Here is a 22597-nt window from a genome sequence, read left to right on the forward strand (position 1 = left end):
TCCTGAGCAAATGCTTGTCAAGACTTGTCGACTTTTCAATCAACTAGAACATTCAATTAGAAAAGGATTAAGTTGATCTTTGATTTAGACCAATTATACCACCTTCTGCCAAAAAGTAAATACATTTTTTGTAAACGTTTGTATTTTATTTTCTTTGTTTCATTTTCAGCTCCTGTTGCCGGTATTCACGGTGTTTTGTAGTATAAAGCAAAAACCGGCACATCAAGAGTTGTAAACACTTCTCGATGTGCCGGCTGATGAATCGATCTTGATAAGCTGACGCTATAACAGATTTATTTTGTTTCGCGTGAGTACTAGAAAATTAGCGACTTAAATCATTGCTGCAATAATAGGAGCAATGATTAATGATAAGGTACCCATAACTTTGATAACGGCGTTTAATGAAGGACCGGATGTATCTTTGAATGGATCACCGATTGTATCCCCAACAACAGCAGCTTTATGAGCTTCTGAACCTTTTCCGCCATGTACACCACTTTCAATGTATTTCTTGGCATTATCCCAGGCGCCACCAGCATTAGACATTGTCAAGGCCAGTAAAACACCAGCTGCAGTTCCGCCAACTAACATACCGCCAAGAACCTGAAGTGCCGCTTGTGGATCAAGCGCTGCGACACCAAAGCTGACAACAACGATGCTGACAGGCGCAAGCAGTCCTGGAAGAATCATTTGTTTAATTGCGGCTTTGGTAGAAATATCAACACATTTCTTGGAGTCAGCTTTTGCTTTTCCTTCAAGAAGTCCTGGGATTTCACGGAATTGTCGTCTTACTTCTTCGATCATTTCAAATGCGGCCACACTAACAGCTCGCATTGAGTAAGCACAGAACATGAACGGAATCATCGCACCGAAGAACAGTCCCATCATCACCATTGGATTTAAAACATCCAGTGAGGTCAGTTCTGCTCTCTGAGCAAATGCCGAGAACAAAGCGATGGCTGTAATTGCAGCCGATCCGATCGCGAATCCTTTTGCAACGGCGGCCGTCGTATTTCCAACGGAGTCAAGTTTATCGGTGACTTCACGGACTTTAGGATCAAGACCGGCCATTTCAGCGATACCACCGGCATTGTCGGCAATTGGACCATAAGCATCAATCGCAACAATTGTTCCGGCCATCGAAAGCATTCCCATAGCCGCCAGCGCGATCCCGTAGAAACCATATTCTCCGCCACCAGGAACGATATAAGCAACCGCTACCACGGCGATGATGACAAGAATTGGCATCCCGGTACTTTCCAGACCAACTGACAAACCGTAAATGACGTTAGTAGCCGCTCCGGTATTGGAAGATTCAGCGATTTTTTTAACCGGGTTGAAGTCTGCTGATGTGAAATATTCTGTAATTTTACCAATTAAGATATTCGCAATCAAACCAGACTCGATTGCAATGAAGTATGCAACCTGGTGATCAGGCAGCATAAATTTTGTTAATAAAAATGCTGCAATTGATGACAGAATGAATGAAGAATACAGACTTCTGTTAAGGGAAGCTTGGGGATTGTCTTCACCGCCAGTATAGATGAATAATGTACCGATGATTGAAGAAAGGATACCGATTGCACCCAACATCATTGGCAGCATAACGCCAACGGTACCCAATAAGGTTGAACCTAACAGCATTGCTGCGATTGAGGTTGCGGCAAAAGACTCGAACAAGTCGGCGCCCATTCCGGCAACATCGCCAACGTTGTCACCAACGTTATCAGCGATAACGGCCGGGTTTCTGGGGTCATCTTCAGGAATTCCCGCTTCAACTTTACCAACCAGGTCAGCTCCAACGTCGGCCGCCTTTGTGAAGATACCGCCACCAATACGGGCAAACAGCGCTACCAGTGAAGCACCAAATGCGAAACTGTCAATGGCTGGGATCAGATCCGGATTTCCTTTGGCAACAAAGATGTATAACAAGGAAACACCCAGTAAGCCAAGGCCTACAACGCCCATACCCATAACCGAACCACCTTTAAAAGCAATAGCTAATGCTTTTTTCAGGCTTGACTGTGCCGCATTGGTTGTTCTTGCATTTGCTCTGGTAGCAATATACATTCCCATGTATCCTGCCAATGTTGAGAACAGTGCGCCAACGCCAAATGCGATAGCTGAAGCAGCTCCAAATTCAGTAAATAGCAAAAGTACAATGATTACGATAGCTATTGGAAATATCGTCTTATACTGACGATTTAAAAATGCCATTGCACCTTCCTGGATTGCTTCTGAGATTTCTTTCATTTTGTCATTTCCCATACTCTCTTTAAGGACTGACTTTGAAAGATACAGGGCAAATAATAAAGCAATTATTGCCACTGCTACGATGAAAATTGTCATTTTTTCTCTCCTTCTTAGTTTATTAGACTCGCGCCTTTAATTCTATAATTACCACCAACTAATGTCAATAGAATAAGCGAAAAAAACTAATTTTCATCCCCCCGAATTGCATAAAATTACCGACCTTGTGGATTATTATTGGCCGCGCCAGCAAGCGCCTTTTGTAAAACGTTTTCAGTGCAATGCTTTCATTTGTTTCAACATATATTTTTCATTTTACATCTTTTGCTTCCTTGTCCACAAGCCCCCTTTGATCTGATCTCGCTGACTTTTTTTGAAATGTCCGCAAACAAATTCTTTTCGTTTATCTGATAATAACTTGAATATTTAAAGGAAAAAGCAACCTTTCAAAGGTAATATATAAGTCACAATTACAAAAGGAAGCAGGCTAATTATGGTAGAACTATTTAATCGAACGCTAATATTAACACCTCATTGCGACGATGAAACAATCGGGTGTGGCGGATTAATACATAAATTGCATCGAACAAATCCATCTTCAGAGATTTTTATTGTTGTTGTTGCGCGGGACAAAAGTTTCAGCACATCGGTGAGCCGGTACGTTTCGATTGAAGAACGTACGGATGAAATGAAAAATGCGTTGCTGAAACTCGGCGGAAATATTAAAGTTGAATTTTTATCCGAAAGCGAAGGTTATTCCTACAAAGACGGCGAGCTGGATCTGGTTCCCAAAAGAGTCTATGTAACCGAACTGGACAAAATCATCAATTCATTCAAGCCTTCTGCCGTTTTATTTCCCTATGCCAGTCATCACCAGGATCACAAGTTAGTGAATGAAGTCGTTCTTGCTTCACTGCGACCAAGCTTCAGCACTAATTTCATTAAACTGAAAGCGATGTATGAATACCCCTATTACGACAGTTGGAATTTGCATAAAGTCGACCTCACCAAATTGTATGTTGATTTGGATGAATCCGATATCGCAGCCAAAAGCGCCGCTCTGGGTTGCTATCGCTCTCAGGTACAGAGAAATCAGTTGGATCCCCTCGATCAATCGGCCATCCTCGATCTGGCCAAAGTCCGCGGCAGAGAAGTCAGCACGATGTTTGCTGAAGTATTATACCCACTGTCAACCGTATTTTAAGCCATTAAAACAGTTTTTTTTGCAAAACCTCCGACGCTTTTTTTGCAAAGAGTTCCGGGCATATTTTTGCCGAAACTGCCACAAAATTTACTCTTTTCGCAGCTGCTTTTTATATTTACGGATGGCGACTGAGATGTTATCATTAGCACAAGCATAAAACGATTACCAAAAATTCACAGGTAATGGCGAAACTCAAAAACAGCGAACACTGGTTGCTTGGGGTGCAGTTTCCACAAACAATTTGGTAACGTGTAGGCGAACAGTCCTAAGACTGTCCGCCGTACAGTGTAAAAATTGTTTCGTGCGAAACTGGACCGCAAGCCCACGGCACTTTCGCAATTACCGATTTTAAAATTCAAATAAGGAGATGCTTGCCATGACCGGAGACCGAGTAGAATGTAAAATTGTCTATAGTAAACTGCTGACCGCTGTTGAGGATATCATGCTGGAGGAATTTGAACTGCCTGAAGGCTGTATCGATATTGGCATCTTTACCACCCAATATGATGGCGTCGGCTATTGCGCTGCCGATGAAGCCACAAAATTCGCCAATGTCGATGTTGCCTATATCCGGACACTCTACGGCGCCGGCGCCGGACTGAATGACGGACAGGTTTTTGGCGTCATTACCGGACCGACCATTTCCGACGTCGAAAACGGCTTGCGCTACGTGCATGACTTTGCCAAAAACAAGGCCAGCGTCTACAGCGTCAACGAAGACAACACCAATCTGATCTATGCCCAGTTGGTTCCAAAAATCGGAAAGTATTTTTCCCAGACCTACGGCCTGCCAATCGGCTCGTCGATCGCCTTCTTATTTGCTCCGGCACTCGAAGGCGTCGTCGGAATCGATGAAGCACTGACCGTCGCCGATGTGGAAGTGGTCAAGTTTTTCGGACCGCCCACCAACTCAAACCTGAGCGGCGCTATTTTAACGGGTACCCAGGCCAGCTGTAAAACCGCCTGCGAAGCCTTTAAAAATGCGATTATTGACTGTGTCAAAGAGCCGGTTGATTATTGATGATAACCAAGCCTGCGGTGAATAACTGCAGGCTCTTCTTTTGTATTTGACCTTGCCGTTGAAGCTGCTCATCTGCTCGTATTGCCTGGGTGGTACAACTCAGTCTGCCGCCTGGCCCGGTCATCCACGTGATGACGCATCTTTCCTATCTACTTTCATTTAATTCCACCGGATCGGCAGCAGATAATCCCTGCTCGTCTGGTCAATGAACGCCTGACTCTTGCCGATGACAAAATATAGTACCGTTGCATTTCGCGGCTCATCATAGCGCAGGTAAAGCCGGCCCTTCATGGCGACAACCGGAAAATCTTCCCCCGAATAATCTTTTGGCGGCTCTCCGTACTGCAGATAACCGATCAGATTTTTGGTCTGCTGGTGCAGCGGCGCATTGGTATCGATGTTTGCATCGATTTGAGTCCAGTCAGAAAAACCGGATATTGAAATGTCTTCCTTGATGCAGGTTATCTCATAATCAAAATGGCATTTTGATCTGGAGCAGCCCAGGGATGCCATCACAAGATCTTCCTGATCAAAGGCGACAATCTTCACTATTTCTGCCACATCCAGTTTGCCGTTTTCCCATCCGAAAACATCGTTCTCCCGTCGAATGGCGTAGATGCCGTAATGGGCGTTGAAATAATCCGAAGCCGGGTCATAAAAAGTCGCACGGCCATTTTGGAAGCGGCCAAAATTATACAGAATACTCATTTCTCCGCCGACGCCATGATCGAAAAAAACATCGTCGGCATCAAAAAGTTTCATGTTTTTGCACCATCCACTTCCACCATAATCCCTGGCGGTGGGTATGTCCAGCTGCAGCCCGGCCTGATAAAAAACACTTGCTCCGATAAAACTCGTCCCCTGAATTTGCAGGGCAAAATCGCTTCTTAACCCGGCAGTTCTTGCAGAAAACAGTAACAAAGCAAACATGACCGCTATTGTAAAAACAATCAAAACCACGACCAGGGCTTTTTTCTTCATGGCCTCCCGCCTCTTTTCTGCTGAGTCCGTCGATTTTCTGGAAAATCTGCATTTACGCGATTCTCTTCTGATTGACTGACAATTTGCTTTTTTAAATGCCAGCCCGATCGATGTCTATTTTAAAATAATTCTATCCGGAAATGCCTGTTTTCGCGACACATTCCACATCCTGTCGATATAGGCCGTCGTATAAACCTGTTCGATGTAATGATAGGCGCTTGCCGCCTTGTTGGTCAGCTCGTAGTTGGCGCCGTTTCTTCTGAGAAAGCCGGTTCTCTCAGCGATCAACAATTCCCATCCGAACATTCTATTAAGCGGCAATCCAACTATTTTTTCGAACTGAGCGGCGTTGATTTTCAGCGCATACGCACTCCAGAACAGATAATAAACCGCTCGCTGCCTTTTAGTAAAAGCGATCGTTAACGATGTCGGCAGCCGCTTTGCCACGACTCTTTTGATATAGCCATCAATTGAAAACGTGTTGATCTTGAAACTGTCTTTGAGCAGCGTCGTGGCTGAAACGCCGAAGCCGAGGAACGTGTCCCGGGTCACGGATGAATACTTATCGGTGCCATGGCTGGCAAAAGTCCAGACTGAAGTCCGGTCGAGACCGATCTTTTCGCAGCATTCTGCGAGCTGTGTGATCATTCTTTTTTTTACCTTTTCAGGCATCGGCTTGTATTGGTTGTCAGCAAAGGTGAAGTCAATAAAGGGATAGGTTGACACTTGCGTCGCACCGTGAGTAAAGGCCGTCCGGATATCGTTTGCCAGAATTTCGTCGGTCTGTCCCGGAATGGCAAAAATCAGATCCACATCGACAACTTCAAAGCCGCTGTTTTTGACAAGCTCCAGCTTTTCACCAAAATCAGCACGGTATCTCCCCAATTTTTGGAGACAGCCTTCATCAAAGGACTGAATGCCGATGCTCACCATCGTGACCCCGGCCGTTTTCAGTTTAAGAAGATTCTCTGCCGTTATATCATCGGGATGAAGCTCGACCCCGATGCCGCCGGTTATCTCAAAATACCGCTTCAGCCGGCCGATGATCACCCCGAGGTCGTCGATCATCAGGGCCGGTGTTCCCCCGCCGAAATACAGGCTCGTCGCCGGATTTTTGGCTGTCATGCTCCCGCACACCAGATTGATTTCCTGCAGCAGAGCTTTTTTATAGGCTGCTGCCCTGTGGGGATCATATTTTTCCTTGCAGTAGGGACAAAAGCTGCACAGCGATCTGCAAAACGGAATATGGACGTACAAACCCAGATTATTAAGCTTTTCAAAATCCAATTGATCCTGATTAACCCCATCAAATATAAAGGGCTTGAAAGAGCGGGTGAGCAACACCCGCAGCAGTGATGTCAGCAGCATGACCAATCCCTCCCAACACTTTCCATTTTATAAGGTGTTTTTTTTTTGCTGAAGAACCGCTTTCCGATGTTCAAACACGTCGTCGTCAATTTCACCGCTGGCATACCGTTCCCGAAGGATCTCCCCCGCGCGATCTTGCTTGATGGTTTTCGGCCCATCCGGAAAATATTGATTGACCAGTCTGAATGCATAAATCATCACCGCGGCCCAGAAAAAAAGATAGAGCAGCATCGAAGCCAGTCCGACCCACCATGAATCCTCCTGCCCCAGAAAGCGACTGTTTTGTCCATAAAAAGGATGCTGCATCTCGGTTTCCTCCTTGACTGATTATTTTTACAATCATTGCTTGTTCTGTTTATTTCATTCCCCGCGTGGCTCAATTTAAACTTCGACGCGAATAAATTCATCGACCATGGCCTGTTATAACAGCAGATAGCTGATCAGGGGAATCGTCACCACGGATGCCAGGGTGGTGATAAAGACGCCTTTTGTGGCGAGGGGGACATTGTTGTCGTAGCGGTTGGCAAAAAGCACCGCTGATGTCGCGACCGGCATGGCGATGATGATCACGGCGATACCCAGAATATAGGGATTCGCAATGAAATTTTTCAACAGCAGATACGCCGCAATCGGCAACAGAATCTGTTTGATCAGGACATAGGGATACATCCGGATCTCGGTGAAGACACTCTTGAAGGAAATACCGGCCAGTGATACGCCAATGACGATCATGGCCAGGGGCGTGGTGGTCTCACCGACCATTTTTATGGTATTGTTCAGCACTGCCGGCAGTTGTATGTTCGCCGCGACCATCGCAACCGCGGCCAGGGAAGCGACGATTCCCGGGGACAGAAAATTTTTCAGGCTCAGTGCGCCTTTCCCTTCCTTCGACATCAGGGTAATGCCAAGGGTGAAATTGCTGACATTAAAGATCAGATTAAAGATGGTAGCATAAAAAATAGCGTTTTCGCCAAAGATCGACGCAATTACCGGAAAGCCCATAAAACCGACGTTCGACCAGATGGTCATATACATATAGAGGTTGCGTTCTGCTTTCTTGACCCCGATGATGCGAACGATCAGATAGGCAATAAACGGCATGATGAAATAAAACAGAATCGAGAATTCAAACATCATCAGAATTTCGTTTTTATCCGTGTTGTCCGGCATGGTCGCCGCCGACGCAATCATCATGCAGGGTATTGTAATGCTCAAGATGAATTTAGAAAGCTGAGTCCCAAAATTCTGATTGACAACCTTCGTTTTGGCAGCAATATAGCCCAGCCCAAGGACCAGAAACAGCTGAATCATTTGACTGAAAACAACGGTGATATCCAAATTATTTTTCTCCTTTAAAAAGTCTGCTCAACCAATAAAAAACGTACCCTTGCGGGTACGAGAAACTGTAGACAAAGCACTAACGCAGTACCGACAATTGTTATATCGTGTTGCACCCTAAGGGGCAGGCTCTTTGCATCAAGGCGAACAGGCGATAGCCTGTACGAATTGCAAGCAAACAACTGATTAACAATTGGTCGGTACGGGTTTGTCGACAACCTGACGTACCCTTGCGGGTACGATAGATTATTAAAAAGCCATCCTATTAATTAAACAACACACAGCCGACATAAGTCAAGGTATTTGGTCCATAATAGTATTCCACCTGATTGGATTTGCAAAAATCGCTGACTAAAATGCCAAAGGCTTCCATCGATGAAAATGCCTTTTTGGGAAAACGACATTCCCCGTCAGGATAAGTACAGTCCTTGCAGATTTGACAGCATCCGTCACCCAGTGGCATCATGTCAATCTCGAGGCTGTATAGCTTTTCAACAAAATTCTTAAGATTTAAATCATGTTTTTCTTTGATTTCTTCCATGCCTTCAAAATCAAAGCTGTCCTCTAATTCACCAGTTGTTTGAATCAATATCCCATGTTTGTATTTTGCAACTTTTGCTTCACATTCTGCCAATGTTCCACACCCTGGAGGGCATGCCCAGTTTGTGTCATACATCTTGCATTTGTTCGTTGCGCACATTGCACGTACTTCCGGATTCAATTGAACTGAGGAAACCGCCATTTCAACCACTTTCGAAAATCCATATTCTTTTGCCAGATCCAAGATCTCATATACTTCAGCCATAATATTCTCCCCCACCTTAATATGAAAAACGCAACCATTTTCGTGTTGTCTTTCATTAAATTGTAAACCATTTTAGCACAGCTGCTTTAATAAATACACCATTTTTTTAAATGTATATAACTTTTTTTCTGAAAGACGATCCGTGCCGCAAAAGAAAATACCGCCCGTTGAGGATGATTTTTTTCTTTATCTTCCGCAAGAATTCCATTGTTATTTTTTTAAAAACCACTGCACTTTCTCTTCATTTTCTGCTACAATTAAATTATAGATCAAATAACGTCATCTTCGTTGCCGCAGGATGTCGTTCTGAAATAAAAAGCAGCAAAAAAAGAAGAGGAGAACATGAAAAAAAGAGCTAAATTAAGAATAAAGTCGTTGCCCCGTTTTATTACATTCAGTCTCATCAGTCTGGCGGTTATTTTTATTTTTGGAATGTTATCGGTTACACTTGTCACCAATGTTGTGTCTGCCATCAGCACCCAAACAGAAAAAGCGCAGGCTTCGGCCGCTCTTGTTGAAACCGCTCAAAATGCAACCGCCGATACTGCGGCAATCGCGGCGCAAGCCGATGCGATGGTGGCGCCTAATGATGAAGATAAACAGACTGTCACTGATGATACCGCTGCCAGCGATGATCCGTTGGAATGCACCAAAAAACGCCTGCGAAATAATGACACCGAAGGACTGAAGGTCGTTTTTCTTACCTTTGATGATGGTCCCAGTGAACATACCGGCGAAGTGCTGGATATTCTTAACACTTATAACGTGAAGGCTACCTTCTTCACCAATCGCCATGACGGTGAAGTCGCCGAAGCGGCCTACCGCCGCATTGTCAATGAAGGGCATACGCTGGCCAATCATACCAGCAGCCACAACTACGATCTTTACAACAATCCCGACGCCTTTTATTCGGATGTTCAAGCCCTGGATCAATACCAGCGCCAGATCACCGGATTGACCGAAACCAGCCACATTTTCCGGTTTCCCGGCGGATCAACCAATGCCAATGAAACCTGTGTCAGCGGCATGGTAAAACGCGGCTGGAATTATGCCGACTGGAACGTTTCCTCCGGCGATGGCGGCTCTGATCCACCCGGCGCTGACGGTGTCACCCAGAATATCGTCGGTGGCTGTCACGAACATGATGTATCGGTGGTATTATGCCATGCTGAAAGCAAATCAGGTACTTTGGCGGCGCTGCCAACGGTGATCAAAACCCTTCAGGATGAAGGCTATACTTTCCTGCCGATGGAAAAAGACTATACCTATCCGCGTCACTTGGAAGTCTGAAGCAAACCAGGCGACAGCGGGGTGATTGCTTCTCAGACACCGGTATTTCATTTTTAAAGGGGTGATTTTCATGACAATTTCGGTACTGCCGGTGGACCAGCGGGTCATCGACATTGATTCCCGACGTTTTTCTTCGATCGAAAAGGCCCTAGTTGAGCTCATCACCAACTGTGATGATAGCTATTCCCGATTGGAGAATCGTGGCAAGGCGGTAACTGACCAGATTACCATCGGTTATGAAAGGCATCAGAACGGCGCTTTCATAACGGTCTCCGATCAGGCCGAAGGCATGGATTATGACCGGCTTCACGCCGTTCTTGCCTATGGCGGCGCCTACAGCAATCTCGCCCAGGGCGAAGCCAGTGGCCGGGGCTATTTTGGCCGCGGCATGAAGCAGGCCATCTACGGCCTGGGATACGGTTGGATTGAAACCATCCGCGCTGGCCGGGTAAACCGCATCGACCTTTACCGTGCAGCCACCGGCGAGTATCTGTTTGATGACGGCGACGGCGACCGGCCGGCCGCGGATAAAGACCATGCCCGGCTTGATATTCCTCCAGACGGCAACGGCACCCGGGTCAGTATCGTCATCGACAATCAGCAGGTCATTATTCCCCATTTTCAGTCACTGCTGGGGGCCATCACCAACAACATCTACCTCCGGGATATCTTGTCCCGGCGAAGCATCGGGATGGTGGATCTGAACCGCCCTAAGAAGTCGCGAACCGTGGAAATCCTGAATTATCGCGAACCTGAATCGGAGATCCTGATTGGACCAGATGAGCTGGGCAGCTTCCGCTACCAGAATCAGAATTACTCCTTCAGCGTCACGCTGAAAAAAGCCATCAATAGCGAGCTGGTGATCAAGGGCGATCAGCGGACCAATGGCCTGCTGGTGATTTCCGGCACGGCCGTCTTCGACTGCCAGTTCTTCCAGTTTGAAAACCAGTTGGGGACGGAATTTCTTTTTGGCACCGTGCGCTGCGACGGGCTGTCTCTACTGCTGGCCAATGGCCATCCCGTCATCAGCGATGAGCGCGACGGCCTGAACCGGAAAGAGCCATTCGTTGCGGCTTTTTCTGACGCAGTCAGCAAGTTGCTTGTCAATATCGTCAAAAGCGAACAGCTGCGTTTAAGCCATGTCGACCGCGCCAGAACATCACAGCGTACCAGTCTGCTGATTGACACCGTCCTGGAAAAAATGAACCGGATTGCCGCACAAGAGCTGGGCATCCGCCTGCCCCGAGATTCAAGCGCCGCCAAAAAACATGCGGCGCATCCGGAGGCGCTGCGCTTCGGCTCGCCCTTCTATTATCGCAAAGTCGCCCAGCCGTTTCAGATCACCTTGACGGTTGACCGCAGTCAGCTGGACCAAAATGAAAACCTGACTTTTATCAACAAACTGCCGGACAGCTTCACGATTATGCCATCTTCGGCGGCGATACCGGTCGCAGAGATCCCGGAGCATGGCCGACTCGTCTTAACCGTCACCGGAAATGAGATCGGCGCCCGGGGACTCTTCGGCGTCACGTCTTACGACTATGAAGCCTACTGTGAAATTGTCATCTCCGAGAACGCTTCGGCTAAAGAAACAGAGCCGCTCGCCGAAAAAGCTGCGTTCACCGGGACGCTGGATGATTCCCGAGCCCTGTTTCGCGGCTATCAACTGCGCAATCTCGGCAATGACGTTGACCGCGCCGTTTACAGCCCTGATGAACGCCTGATCCTGATCAACACCGAAGCCCCCACAGTCCGGCTCTACGTCGACGGGCAGGGGCGCTTTACCGACGGCGCGCGGCTCCTGCTCGCCGAACTGTTTCTCGATGTGATCACCACTGAGATGGCCCACCGCTATATTGACCGCACGGCGAAAAAGGGGCAGGAAGCCGCCTATCATCAGGCCAAGCAGGAGATGATCCGCCGTTACGGAGTCGACATTCATTCGATTCTGCTCGGCAAATAATAAGTTTCTCAATATAGAAGGCACCTGATCCGAAACAGCGGATCAGGTGCCTTTTGTTTAGTTTAATTTTTCCAGATAGTTGTTGATGCGGGCAAGCACGCAGGTTTCGCCCAGAATCTGCTGGATGGTCCAGACATCGGGTGAGTTGCGGCGGCCAGTGATCGCCAGTCGCACCACCGTGCTGACATCGCCGACATGGCCTTTGTAGTCTTCGGGATGCTTTTTGTAGTCCTTCATCTTGACTGCATAACCGCGGTTTTCGGTAATCGCCCGGATTTTGCCAAACCAGTTTTCGTTGTCGTCCTGCTGGTCATAGGTGGCCAGATAATCCGCCAGGATAGCCTTGGCTTCAGGCGCGTCGACATTTTCCGGCAGTTCATCTGCAATGACAAACCATTCATCAAAGAAATATTTGATGAAATCGAAAATCTGCTGGCCGTATTCCAGATCTTTTCGCGGTTTCTTTTCATCCCGGCCAATCGCCAGAATTTTAATCAGCTTGTCACGATCACGGGTGAATACTGCAGCCGCCTCCGCCTGATGTTTTGTCGCCCAGTCGATCAGGAAATCGGCAATGGCTTCTTCCGTCATTTGCAGCAGCACGTCTTTGGCCACATCATTGAGCTTGTTCATATCAAACAGGGCGCCGGAAGTGGACATGTGATCCAGTGAAAACGGGAAATCTTCCAATGACAGTGCTGGATTGGCCAGTCGCCATTCCTCAAAATTGGAGTTCAGCAAGGTCATCAGGTACTCGCGCACCGCTTCCGGGAAATGACCGACTTCGCCGTAATAGGAAAGCGACATTTCCGGATCTTTACGTTTGGACAGCTTGCGTTTTGTTTCGCCATCCATTTTCATCATATGCGCGGTATGGCAGTAAACCGGATGCTGCCACCCCAGGGTTTCAAACAGTTCCAGATGAATCGGCAGCGTCGACAGCCATTCCTCGCCGCGGACCACATGGGTGATGCGCATGAAGTGATCATCGACCACGTGGGCAAAATGATAGGTCGGCACACCGTTTGTTTTCAGCAGCACCGCATCCATGTTGTTCGGATGGACCTGGACGCTCTTGCGGATGCCATCTGCCACCTGCCGGGTCTCTGACGGATCGCCCTGTGACAACAGCCGCAGCACCCAGGGTTCGCCGGCTGAAAGCTTCGCTTCAATCGCCGCCTCGGTCAGGTTCCGGTCCGTTGCCCATTCGCCGTAATAACCGGTCAGCAGCTTCTGCGCTTCCTGCTGCTGTCTTATTTCATCGAGCTCTGCCGCCGTCGCAAAGGACGGATAGGCACAGCCCATCTCCACCAGGTGTTTGGCGATAGTCTGATAGAGCGCCACCCGGTTGCTCTGACAATAGGGACCGTAAGCGCCCTTCTCGCCGTCAAGCGTGGCCCCTTCGTCAAAATGAATCCCGAAATAATCCAGCGAGTTGATGATGATCTCTTCCGAGCCTTCAACCTTGCGCTTGTCGTCGGTATCTTCAATCCGCAGGATGAATACGCCTTGTGACTGATGCGCCAGACGTTCATCGGCAAAGGCGCCGTACAGATTGCCCAGATGAATGAAACCCGTCGGACTCGGTCCCAGACGGGTCACCTTTGCTTCCGGCGGCAGTTCCCGCGCCGGATAATGCGCTTCATAATCCGCCACTGATTTTGTGATCTCCGGAAAAAGCAAGTTCGCCAATTTATTGTAATCCATATTTATCTCCTTTATCATCGCAAGAACCACGTCGTGTTGTTCTTTGTTTTCATCCACGCCCTGCGCGGGCAGCTTCGCGTAAAAAAAGACGATTCCAGTGTATGACTGAAGCCGTCTGTAATTTCCAATGGTGACCCATAGGGGGTTCGAACCCCTGATCCCACCGTGAGAGGGTGGTGTCTTGACCACTTGACCAATGGGTCATCTAACTTTTTTATTTTACAGTGAAATGCATCATTGGTCAAGTGGTAATTTGAAAAAAACTCCTTTTCCCGATCTTCGGCAATGCCATTTTGTCCGGAGCAGGCGTTTTTTTCATCACGACAAGGGCGATTATTCCTTCAGTCCTTTGGCAATTGCCAGCCCTGTCGGTGTAATCGCCAATCCGCCTTCACCGGTCTCTTTCAGCGCCGCCGGCATGGCATTTCCGATCAGCCGCATCGCATCGATCACTTGATCCGGCGGGATCTGACTGCGGATGCCGGCCAACGCCATATCGACGCTCGTCAGTGCGTTCACGGCGCCGATGACGTTGCGCTTGACACAGGGGACTTCAACCAGACCGGCCACCGGATCGCAGGCCAGCCCCAACAGACTTTTCAGGGCCAGAGCGGCCGCATGAACAATGGTGTCCGCATCGCCATCGCGCAGATAAGCCAAGGCGCCGGCCGCCATGGCGCTGGCCGAGCCGATCTCCGCCTGACAGCCGCCGGTTGCTCCGGCGATAAAAGCGCGGTGAGCAATAATTTCACCGATGCCGGCCGCCACAAACAAAGCCTCGATGATGCGCATCTCGTCGATTTCATTTTGCTCGGCATAAGTCAGCAGCACCGCCGGAATGACCCCGCAGGAGCCGGCCGTCGGAGCGGCGACAATGCGTTTCATGCAGGCGTTGGATTCCCCCATTTTGATTGCCTTTGCGATGACGCGTCCGATGAAATCACCGCAAATCATGGTGCCGTTTTCGATCGCCCGGGCTATTTTCTCACCGTCGCCGCCGACCAGCCGACTGGGGGATTTTAATAAGCTATCGTAATTCTGATCGGCTTCTTTCATGGCCTGATACAGGTTCTCCATTTTCGCCAGCGCCTCTGCCCGGGTTTGCTGACTCTCGCTGAGTTCCTCTGCCAGAACCACTTCCCAGAATGGCCTGTCCGTTTTCTTTGTGATATTGACGATCTCTTCAAGTGCTTTAAAGCTCATGCTGATTCCTCCAGACTCAGATACGTTACCTTGCGGATGCCGTCGAGGCTTTGCAGTCCGCTAATGGACGCTTTTGATATTTCCTGGTCACATTCAAGCACCATCACCGCATCGCCGCCGCGGCGGCTCCGATACAGCTGCATGGTGGCAATGTTGATGGATTTCTGGCTCAGCATCGCGGTCACCTCGGTCACCAGTCCCGGCCGATCCTGATTGTGAACGATCAAGGTCGGCAGGTCGCCGCCGAAATTGGCGTCCAGCCCGTCGATCTGGAAGATTTTGATATTGCCGCCACCCATGGAAGAAGCCATAATCTCCAGCTCCCGTCCCGAGGCGCCGGTCAGATTGAGCTTGACACTGTTGGGATGTGCATCCCGGAGTTCAATTCCTTCAAACGCGAATGCCAGGCCCGCTTTTTCAGCCACTTCAAAGCTTTCCGGAATTCGTATATCGTCGGGCTTCATGCCCAGTAAACCCGCGATAATGGCCTTGTCCGTACCGTGGCCCTTGCCGGTTGTCAGGAATGAGCCGTGAAGATAGATTCTCGCCGAACGGATCTTCTCTCCCATCAGCTTGTTGGAGAGATAACCGATTTTGACCGCACCGGCGGTATGGGAACTGGAAGGGCCGACCATTATGGGACCGATAATATCAAATACATTCATTTCATCCCTCTTTTTCTGAATACACGTTATCTGCCGTTTGTGCTTTCCTCCATTTTAATTTGAAAGCCCGGATAAAGCAACTCTTTAAACATAAAAAAGCCGTCCTGCCGGCAACGATTTGCGGTTGCCGACGGGACGGGTTATGAGCTGAAATGTCTATTCGATATCTTCTCTTCCGGGGGTGAAGAACTCCAGAAATTCCTGATCCTCTTCGCTGACCAGAAAGCCATGTTCGGCGCCGCCGGGAATAAAGATCGATTCCCCGGGGTTCACATGGGTGATGACCCCGTCAATGCTGACGTCGGCCGCTCCGCTGATCATGTAATCAATCTGGGCGTGCGGGTGGGCATGAAGCGGCGGATTCGTCCCGGCCTTGACAACCATCCGCACCAGGGTGCACGCGCTTGTGTTGACCAGCACTTCTCTGCTTACCGTTTTGGGCAGTTTTAGGTATGTCGCTTTCACTGCTGCCTCCTTTAACTTTCTCTCAGATGATACAGGGTCCGCAATTGCTCCGTTGTCAGCTCGGCCTTTTCGGCGCCGGCAAAATCATGGGCCACCACGCCGTCATCCATCATCACGAGCCGGTCGCCGAAGGCGATGGCATCCTCGAGATGATGGGTGATCATCAGTGCGCTCAAATGATCCTTGGCGATGATTTTGCTGGTGAATGCCAGTACATCTTCAGCCGTCCTGGGATCCAGCGCCGCCGTATGCTCATCCAGCAGCAGCAGTTTGGGCGGCTTGATGGTGCACATGATCAGCGCAACCACCTGACATTGTCCGCCCGACAAATCACAAATCTTACTGTCAAGTTTGTCTTCCAGTCCCATCCCGGCTTCCGCCAGTTTCTCCCGAAAAAGCGCCTTGAGCGGCCGCGTCAGTGCCCAGTTGAAATTCTTTCGATTCTGCCGTCCGTAAGCCAGCGCCATATTCTCGGCCACAGTCAGATGGGGCGCGGTTCCTTTCATCGGACTCTGGAACACCCGGCCGATGAATTTTGACCGCTTGTGTTCCGGCATAAAGGTGATGTCTTCATGGTCAAGATAGATTGTGCCTTCGTTCGGCAGTATCGTGCCGCTGATCAAATTAAAGAGGGTCGATTTTCCGGCGCCGTTATTTCCCAGAACCGTGACAAACTCACCATCTGCGATGATCAGGTTCAGTCCCTTCAAAACGCGACTTTCTATTCCATTGTCTTTCTGGAAACTCTTCTGCAAATCCTTAATCTCAAGCATGTTTTTTCCTCTTCTTTAACTGGTAGTTTTCTTTGTAGTATTTGTAGGCCGGAATCGACAGGGCAATGGCCACGATGATGGCTGAGAGCAGTTTCATCGCATACGCCGGGAACATCCGTGTGCTGACAGCGACCGCCAGAATCAGACGGTAGATGATCGAGCCCAGCACGCAGCTGAGCAGGCCGGCTAAAATGGTGCGGCGGCGAATAAAAGCCTCGCCGATGATGACCGCTGCCAGCCCGATCACCAGCATCCCCGCGCCGGAGGTCATGTCCGCATAGCCCTGATCACAGGCAATCAGACCACCGCATAAGCCAATCAGGGCGTTGCTGACGATCAGTCCCAGGGTTTTATACAAATCAACACTCATCGATGACGAGCGCGCCATCTCTTCATTGTCACCGATGGCGCGGATGCACAGCCCGCAGTTCGTTTTGAAGAAGGCCACGAGCACCGCAATCACGATGGCGGCAAAGACAAGCGAGATCAGAATTTTGGCAATCGTGAACGTAAACGGCAGGACGCCGCCAGCGAGATCATAGATCGTGGTAACCCCGATCAGGGTCAGGTTGGATGATCCGCCCATCACCATCAGGTTGATGGTATACAATCCCGTCATCGTAAGAATTCCCGATAAAATTGCCGGAATCCGCAGTTTGGTATGGAGCAGCGCCGTCACCAGACCGGCTAACGCCCCCGCCAGCAATGAAAGAAATATCCCGACGAGCGGATGGCCGCCGGTCACACAGACTGCCATCACCGCCATGCCAAATGTGAAACTTCCCTCTGCGGTCAGATCCGGGATGTTCAGTACTTTAAAACTGATATAGATGCCCATGGCGATGAGGCTGTAGATCAATCCCAATTGCAGGGAACCAATAACTAATGACATAATTTATTTCTCCTTTGAAAGTCTGCCACCGCTGACGCACGCATTATTTGACGATGGTTGCCGCTTGACTGATCGTTGCCGGAACGGTAATGCCGATGGCATCGGCGGTTGTCTGGTTGATCAGGGTATCCGTTGCTTCGACATTGACGGCAGGAATATCCGCCGGTGTCTTGCCTTCAAAAATCTGAACGGCCATATCCGCAGAGGCGGCCCCGATGGCCTTGTCGCCGATCGCCACGGTTGCCAGGGCGCCGCTGTTAACCATCACGGCGGAGCTGCCGTATACCGGTTTTTGGGCTGTTTTAGCTGCCGCAGCTACGGTTGGCATCGCATTCTGAATAACTGAATCATTTGGAATAAAGACGGCATCAACCCCGCTTAACAATCCTTCAATAGCCTGCTGCACTTCGGAAGAATTGGTGACAACCGCTTCCGAAACGGCATATCCCTGAGCTGCCATGTATTCTTTAGCTTTATTGACCGTGCTGACCGAGTTGACTTCACTGGTGTTGTAAATGATCCCGAATGTTTTGATGCCGGGGGTCAGTGTTTTGGAAAGATCAACGATTTTCTGGACTGGAATCGGATTGGATGTACCCGTGGCATTGTGGTCCGGCTTTTCCATTGTCGAGACGATTCCCGCTTTGACCGGATCCGATACGGCAATGAATACCTGTGGTGTTTCTGACTTCATATTGACAAATGTCTGGGATGCCGGTGTCGCAATGGTGGCGACCAGATCATAACTGCCGTCCGACATTTCTTGAGCGATGGTGTTCAAGTTGGATGTATCACCCTGGGCATTCTTGACGACAATTTCCAGCTTGTCTTCCGAATAGCCTTTGTCGCGCAGTTCCTGAATAAAGCCGTCGCGCATATCATTGAAGGCGCCGTTTTCAATCATCTGAATGATGCCGACCTTCAGTTTCTTGCCATTTGTTCCTTGACTGGTCTTGGATGAACTGCAGGCCGACAATGACACTACCATGAATACTGCCAGAACGACTGCGGTCATTTTTTTCACTAAACTCTTTTTCATTTTCTCTCTCCTCTTAATTCTTTATTTTATTGATGGTTTCCAGCTCCGCAAAAGCAGCTTTCAACAGATCGACTGTAATAACGTAAGGGTTGTGGCGAATATCTGCCATCTCCGTGATCGTTTCAAAATAAGGTTCCAGGGTTGCCAGATTCAGATCCAATTCCGCCAGTGAATGCGGCAGCTTCGTCTCGCAATTGAAGCGGTAGACTCTTTCAAATTCCGCTCGCTGCTGATCCACCAGTAGTAGGATCAGCACCCCGAAGCCGACAATTTCACCGTGCAGATGTTTTTCCTCATCGAAGCCTGGCACGGACGTCAGCAGATAGTAGATTGCATGCGCCAGCCCGCTGTTGTAATCCGGCGAATGATCCAGGGTGACCAGAATCGAGACCAGGGCGGTGGTCACGATGATCGTCAGAATCGTCTGCTCAAAATCCTCGTTCGCAATCTTGGCCTCATTGGCCGCCAGGGCTCCCTGGCCATGTCTGATCACTCCGTCGGCGCATTGGCGGCTGATGTGAACGCCCAGCGTCAGGGAATGGTTGAGCGCTTCGCCGCGGGACGAAATGGTTGCTTCGTAGTACTTCGCGTAGGTATCGCCCAGACCGGCCCAAAGGTATTTGACCGGCGCCGCCACCAGCACCCGGATATCAATGAAAGCATGTTTCGGCGGATCTGTCAGAAATTCAGGTTTCAGAAAGCTGCCGTCCGGCTGGTACATGATCGAAACACTGGTGCAGGCCGCGCAGTTGGAGGCGATCGTCGGAAACGAAAAGACCGGCTTCCCCAACTGATCGCCGAGGCATTTTCCGGTATCGAGAACCCGACCGCCGCCAATCGCGAAAATCATGTCCGCATTTTTCACAGCCGTTTCGTTTTTCAGCCTTTCCACATTCTCAAAGGTGCACTCCCCGCCGAAGTGAACCGGTTTTTCAACCGCGAGACGGCTGTTCTTTAGCGCTTCATCTAAATATTTTTTTGCCTGGCCATAACCATGATCGCCGACAATCAGCACCACATTCCTGCCGTAGGGTGAGCAGATATGATCAATTTCATCATAGCTGGATTCCCCCACCGTATAATTTGATAAATTAACACTGTATGTCATCTGTCTTCTCCTTCACGATTTTTTTCAATAAAAAAACTCCTGTCCTGTAAAAAAGGACAAGAGTTAAAATTCCTGCGGTACCACCTAAATTGATGCATCTGCTGCCTAAAGAAATAGGCCGTTATACATCCACCTCAAACGTACGATCATACGTTTTCCTTTGATAACGGACGGAACCCCCGTTGAACATTACTCAGCTTTGACAGCCTTTCTTTTCACCCTCATGAATCCATTCACCATTGCGATTACTGCTGCATTTACACTATCTGCAACTCACTGAAGCATCTTTCAAAGGCTACTATTTTCAATCAAAAGTTTGTTTTTTTTAAGTGAAAATATAATATCACAGTTTTACCATCCTGTAAAGTTAATATTATGATTTGTTTTCATCTTCATTTGACCATGCCACTTTATTTTTTCGGTTCGACCTCAAGCCTCAGCACCTTGGCAAAGTATTTCGCGGTACTGGCCTGGAAGGTCAGCGTGATGATGATGGCAATCGACGTCACGGCCGAGATCAGCTGCGCATTGGGCACATTCATTGTAATCAGCATGCCGGCCAGAGCGGCCGGAATCACGCCAGTTTCTCTGGTCCAGCACAGATAGGCGATTTCCCGGATATTCCACTTGGCTTTGCGGTCCAGCGGTACCGTGAGCAGCACCGAGATCGGTCGTGCCAGGAACACAAAAGCCAGGATCACCAGCAGCGCCTGAACCCAGTACTGCGAAATGATGACGAAATTCATCTGAATGCCCAGCAGCATGAAGATCAGCATCCTTAACAGGGAGATGGTGACATCCTTGAATTTTTCATGCTTCTCATGCCCCGCGTGATGGGTTTCCAGCTTAAACAGATGCTTGTTGGCACAGACCATGCCGACGGTGAAGGCGGCCATAAAACCGCTGACGCCAATCGAATCCGAAAACACGTATGCCGCCAGCACCGCTGCGATAGCCATCTCGGCCGAAAAGCCCCGGAACACCCCATACTTGCCTTCGCCGACAAACAGGTTGGCAACATAACCGATAATGACACCCACCAGAATGCCTCCGCCGGCTGTCTTCACCAGATCCAGAAGGCTGCCGCCCACCGAAAAACCGCCGCCAGCCGCGATGCCAACAATCGCAAAGGTGATGATGGCGCCGGCGGCATCATTGAAGGCCGATTCCGAAATGATGGTCTGCTTCAATTTGGGGCTGATGTTCATATGTTTAAACAAGGGCACCAGTACGGAAGGATCGGTTGAGGCGATGACTGCACCCAGCAGCAAGGCGTAGATGAAATCAATGTGGAGGATCTGCCAGGCAAAAAAACCGGTGATAACGGCCGACAGCAGCACCGCCACCGTGGCCAGCAACCCAATCGTCACCTTCACTTCATTCAGTACCGCAAGCTCGATCTCTCGGCCGCCGTCAAACAGGATGTACGCTGCTCCGAACGACAAAATCAGCTGATTGATTACCGCATAGTCGCTGAAATCGATGATGTTCAAAACCGTTGGCCCCACAATAATGCCCGCTGCAATATACAGCACCACATCCGGGATATGTATTTTCTTGCTCACCTGAGTTAAACCAATTCCCAGAAAAGTAATAATCGCCAGAATCCGCATCAGATTATCTGCCATTTCTACAACATTTCCCGTCACTACCAATCACCCCTAACTGTATTTTTCAAATCTAAATGATAACTTGCCCGATCGCACCGTTCAATGATTTCAGTTTGCCGGCACATTTTTTTCTCTGCGGCAACGCTATTCTGCCTTAAAACATCGCCTGAAGCTTTAAAAAAATACCATGCCAAACCAGGTCACCATATTATAGCCATTCAGGAATGACATGTTGTTCCTTTCGCAGATGTCCGTCACACTGATCGTATGACTTTCAACGCAGGGATACATCCGGTCAGCATGTCGGCAGACTGTCTCCGGATAGGCGCAATCATCACAGACGGCACAGGATTCGGCAGTGAGGATCAGGACATCCTCGTTGTTCCCAAAAACATGCTCCTTGATCTGGTCCACCACTTCGAGATGCTCGCCTCTGGTCGCGAGTGTTTCCGCCATATTGAGAATGTCGCTGACTTCCGAGATGGTGCTGAAAACAAAGGCATTGCCGTAGTCGGTGCACCGCGCTTTGCACTCTTCCAGGGTTCCGACCGCTGGCGGACAGGACCATGATTTTCCGTACTGCGGACATTCGCTTTTGCAGATTTCTCTGACCGCCGGATAAAAATTAATTTCCGCCGGATCAAAAAATGCGTATTCAAAGATCGGGTATTCTGTTATTTTCTGTTCAACTTCTTCTTTTGTAATCATTTATTTGCTAACCTCATCAAAATATTTTATGGTAAAATCAAAAACCTGCTACTCTCGTAACAGGCAGGTTGTCGACAAACCCGTACCGACCAATTGTTAATCAGTTGTTTGCTTGCAATTCGTACAGGCTATCGCCTGTTCGCCTTGATGCAAACAACACGATGTAACAATTGTCGGTACTGCGTTCGTGCTTTGTCTACAGTCTAA

General features: G+C 49.0%; 20 protein-coding genes, 1 tRNA gene and 1 other annotated feature. Of the genes, 4 read left to right on the top strand and 17 right to left on the bottom strand.

Annotated features, from left to right (window positions below):
* Positions 1-330: 330 nt before the first annotated feature.
* Entirely contained in the window at positions 331-2349 is a 2019-nt protein-coding gene (locus GH808_RS07245) for a sodium-translocating pyrophosphatase (RefSeq protein WP_186842114.1), read from the bottom strand.
* Between the two features lie 394 nt (positions 2350-2743).
* Between GH808_RS07245 and GH808_RS07250 the strand changes: the two genes are divergently transcribed.
* Both GH808_RS07250 and eutL read left to right on the top strand, forming a co-directional pair.
* Positions 2744-3454, top strand: coding sequence for a PIG-L deacetylase family protein (locus tag GH808_RS07250; protein WP_186842115.1), 711 nt, complete (start codon positions 2744-2746; stop codon positions 3452-3454).
* Between the two features lie 376 nt (positions 3455-3830).
* Complete coding sequence (gene eutL, locus GH808_RS07255) at positions 3831-4475, top strand: ethanolamine utilization microcompartment protein EutL (RefSeq protein WP_186842116.1); 645 nt, start codon at positions 3831-3833, stop codon at positions 4473-4475.
* A gap of 159 nt (positions 4476-4634) precedes the next feature.
* Here eutL and GH808_RS07260 read toward each other — a convergent pair whose 3' ends face one another.
* From GH808_RS07260 to GH808_RS07280, 5 genes are all read right to left on the bottom strand, one after another.
* Entirely contained in the window at positions 4635-5456 is an 822-nt protein-coding gene (locus GH808_RS07260; RefSeq protein WP_186842117.1) for a hypothetical protein, read from the bottom strand.
* Between the two features lie 114 nt (positions 5457-5570).
* Entirely contained in the window at positions 5571-6824 is a 1254-nt protein-coding gene (locus GH808_RS07265; protein ID WP_186842118.1) for a radical SAM protein, read from the bottom strand.
* Between the two features lie 27 nt (positions 6825-6851).
* Entirely contained in the window at positions 6852-7130 is a 279-nt protein-coding gene (locus tag GH808_RS07270; protein WP_186842119.1) for an SHOCT domain-containing protein, read from the bottom strand.
* Positions 7131-7244: 114 nt separating this feature from the next.
* Positions 7245-8162, bottom strand: coding sequence for an AEC family transporter (locus tag GH808_RS07275; RefSeq protein ID WP_186842120.1), 918 nt, complete (start codon positions 8160-8162; stop codon positions 7245-7247).
* A gap of 265 nt (positions 8163-8427) precedes the next feature.
* Entirely contained in the window at positions 8428-8967 is a 540-nt protein-coding gene (locus GH808_RS07280; protein ID WP_186842121.1) for a DUF2284 domain-containing protein, read from the bottom strand.
* Between the two features lie 342 nt (positions 8968-9309).
* Between GH808_RS07280 and GH808_RS07285 the strand changes: the two genes are divergently transcribed.
* Both GH808_RS07285 and GH808_RS07290 read left to right on the top strand, forming a co-directional pair.
* Positions 9310-10257: a polysaccharide deacetylase family protein gene (locus tag GH808_RS07285; protein ID WP_186842122.1), complete on the top strand. Its 948-nt coding sequence runs from the start codon at positions 9310-9312 to the stop codon at positions 10255-10257.
* 70 nt (positions 10258-10327) lie between these two features.
* The gene (locus tag GH808_RS07290) at positions 10328-12220 is read left to right on the top strand and encodes an ATP-binding protein (RefSeq protein ID WP_186842123.1); all 1893 of its coding nucleotides are present in this window, start codon (positions 10328-10330) and stop codon (positions 12218-12220) included.
* Positions 12221-12277: 57 nt separating this feature from the next.
* Here GH808_RS07290 and gltX read toward each other — a convergent pair whose 3' ends face one another.
* The 11 genes from gltX to GH808_RS07345 all read right to left on the bottom strand — a co-directional run bounded on the left by gltX (position 12278) and on the right by GH808_RS07345 (position 22390).
* Positions 12278-13927, bottom strand: a complete 1650-nt coding sequence (gene gltX, locus GH808_RS07295; RefSeq protein WP_186842124.1) for a glutamate--tRNA ligase — start codon at positions 13925-13927, stop codon at positions 12278-12280.
* 128 nt (positions 13928-14055) lie between these two features.
* Positions 14056-14130 (bottom strand) — tRNA-Glu (locus GH808_RS07300).
* Between the two features lie 130 nt (positions 14131-14260).
* Entirely contained in the window at positions 14261-15130 is an 870-nt protein-coding gene (gene sdaAA / locus GH808_RS07305; RefSeq protein WP_186842125.1) for an L-serine ammonia-lyase, iron-sulfur-dependent, subunit alpha, read from the bottom strand.
* On the bottom strand, positions 15127-15795 hold the full coding sequence (sdaAB, locus tag GH808_RS07310; RefSeq protein WP_186842126.1) for an L-serine ammonia-lyase, iron-sulfur-dependent subunit beta: 669 nt from the start codon (positions 15793-15795) through the stop codon (positions 15127-15129). The genes sdaAA and sdaAB overlap by 4 nt, the downstream gene beginning before the upstream one ends.
* Before the next feature lie 156 nt (positions 15796-15951).
* Positions 15952-16260 (bottom strand): cupin domain-containing protein, encoded by a 309-nt coding sequence (locus GH808_RS07315; RefSeq protein ID WP_186842127.1) that lies wholly within the window; start codon positions 16258-16260, stop codon positions 15952-15954.
* An 11-nt stretch (positions 16261-16271) separates the two neighbouring features.
* Positions 16272-17033, bottom strand: a complete 762-nt coding sequence (locus tag GH808_RS07320; RefSeq protein ID WP_186842128.1) for an ABC transporter ATP-binding protein — start codon at positions 17031-17033, stop codon at positions 16272-16274.
* On the bottom strand, positions 17026-17925 hold the full coding sequence (locus GH808_RS07325) for an ABC transporter permease (RefSeq protein ID WP_186842129.1): 900 nt from the start codon (positions 17923-17925) through the stop codon (positions 17026-17028). Before GH808_RS07325 ends, GH808_RS07320 begins: the two co-directional genes overlap by 8 nt.
* A gap of 43 nt (positions 17926-17968) precedes the next feature.
* A complete protein-coding gene (locus GH808_RS07330; protein WP_186842130.1) occupies positions 17969-18964 on the bottom strand; it encodes an ABC transporter substrate-binding protein in 996 nt (331 codons plus the stop codon).
* 13 nt (positions 18965-18977) lie between these two features.
* Positions 18978-20072, bottom strand: coding sequence for an iron-containing alcohol dehydrogenase family protein (locus GH808_RS07335; RefSeq protein WP_186842131.1), 1095 nt, complete (start codon positions 20070-20072; stop codon positions 18978-18980).
* A gap of 49 nt (positions 20073-20121) precedes the next feature.
* Positions 20122-20393, bottom strand: a binding site (T-box leader).
* Between the two features lie 89 nt (positions 20394-20482).
* Positions 20483-21721, bottom strand: coding sequence for a cation:proton antiporter (locus tag GH808_RS07340; protein WP_186842132.1), 1239 nt, complete (start codon positions 21719-21721; stop codon positions 20483-20485).
* Between the two features lie 135 nt (positions 21722-21856).
* Positions 21857-22390, bottom strand: a complete 534-nt coding sequence (locus GH808_RS07345; protein ID WP_207722278.1) for a DUF2284 domain-containing protein — start codon at positions 22388-22390, stop codon at positions 21857-21859.
* Between the last annotated feature and the right edge of the window lie 207 nt (positions 22391-22597).

The organism is Acetobacterium fimetarium (assembly GCF_014284475.1).
Lineage (GTDB): Bacteria > Bacillota > Clostridia > Eubacteriales > Eubacteriaceae > Acetobacterium > Acetobacterium fimetarium.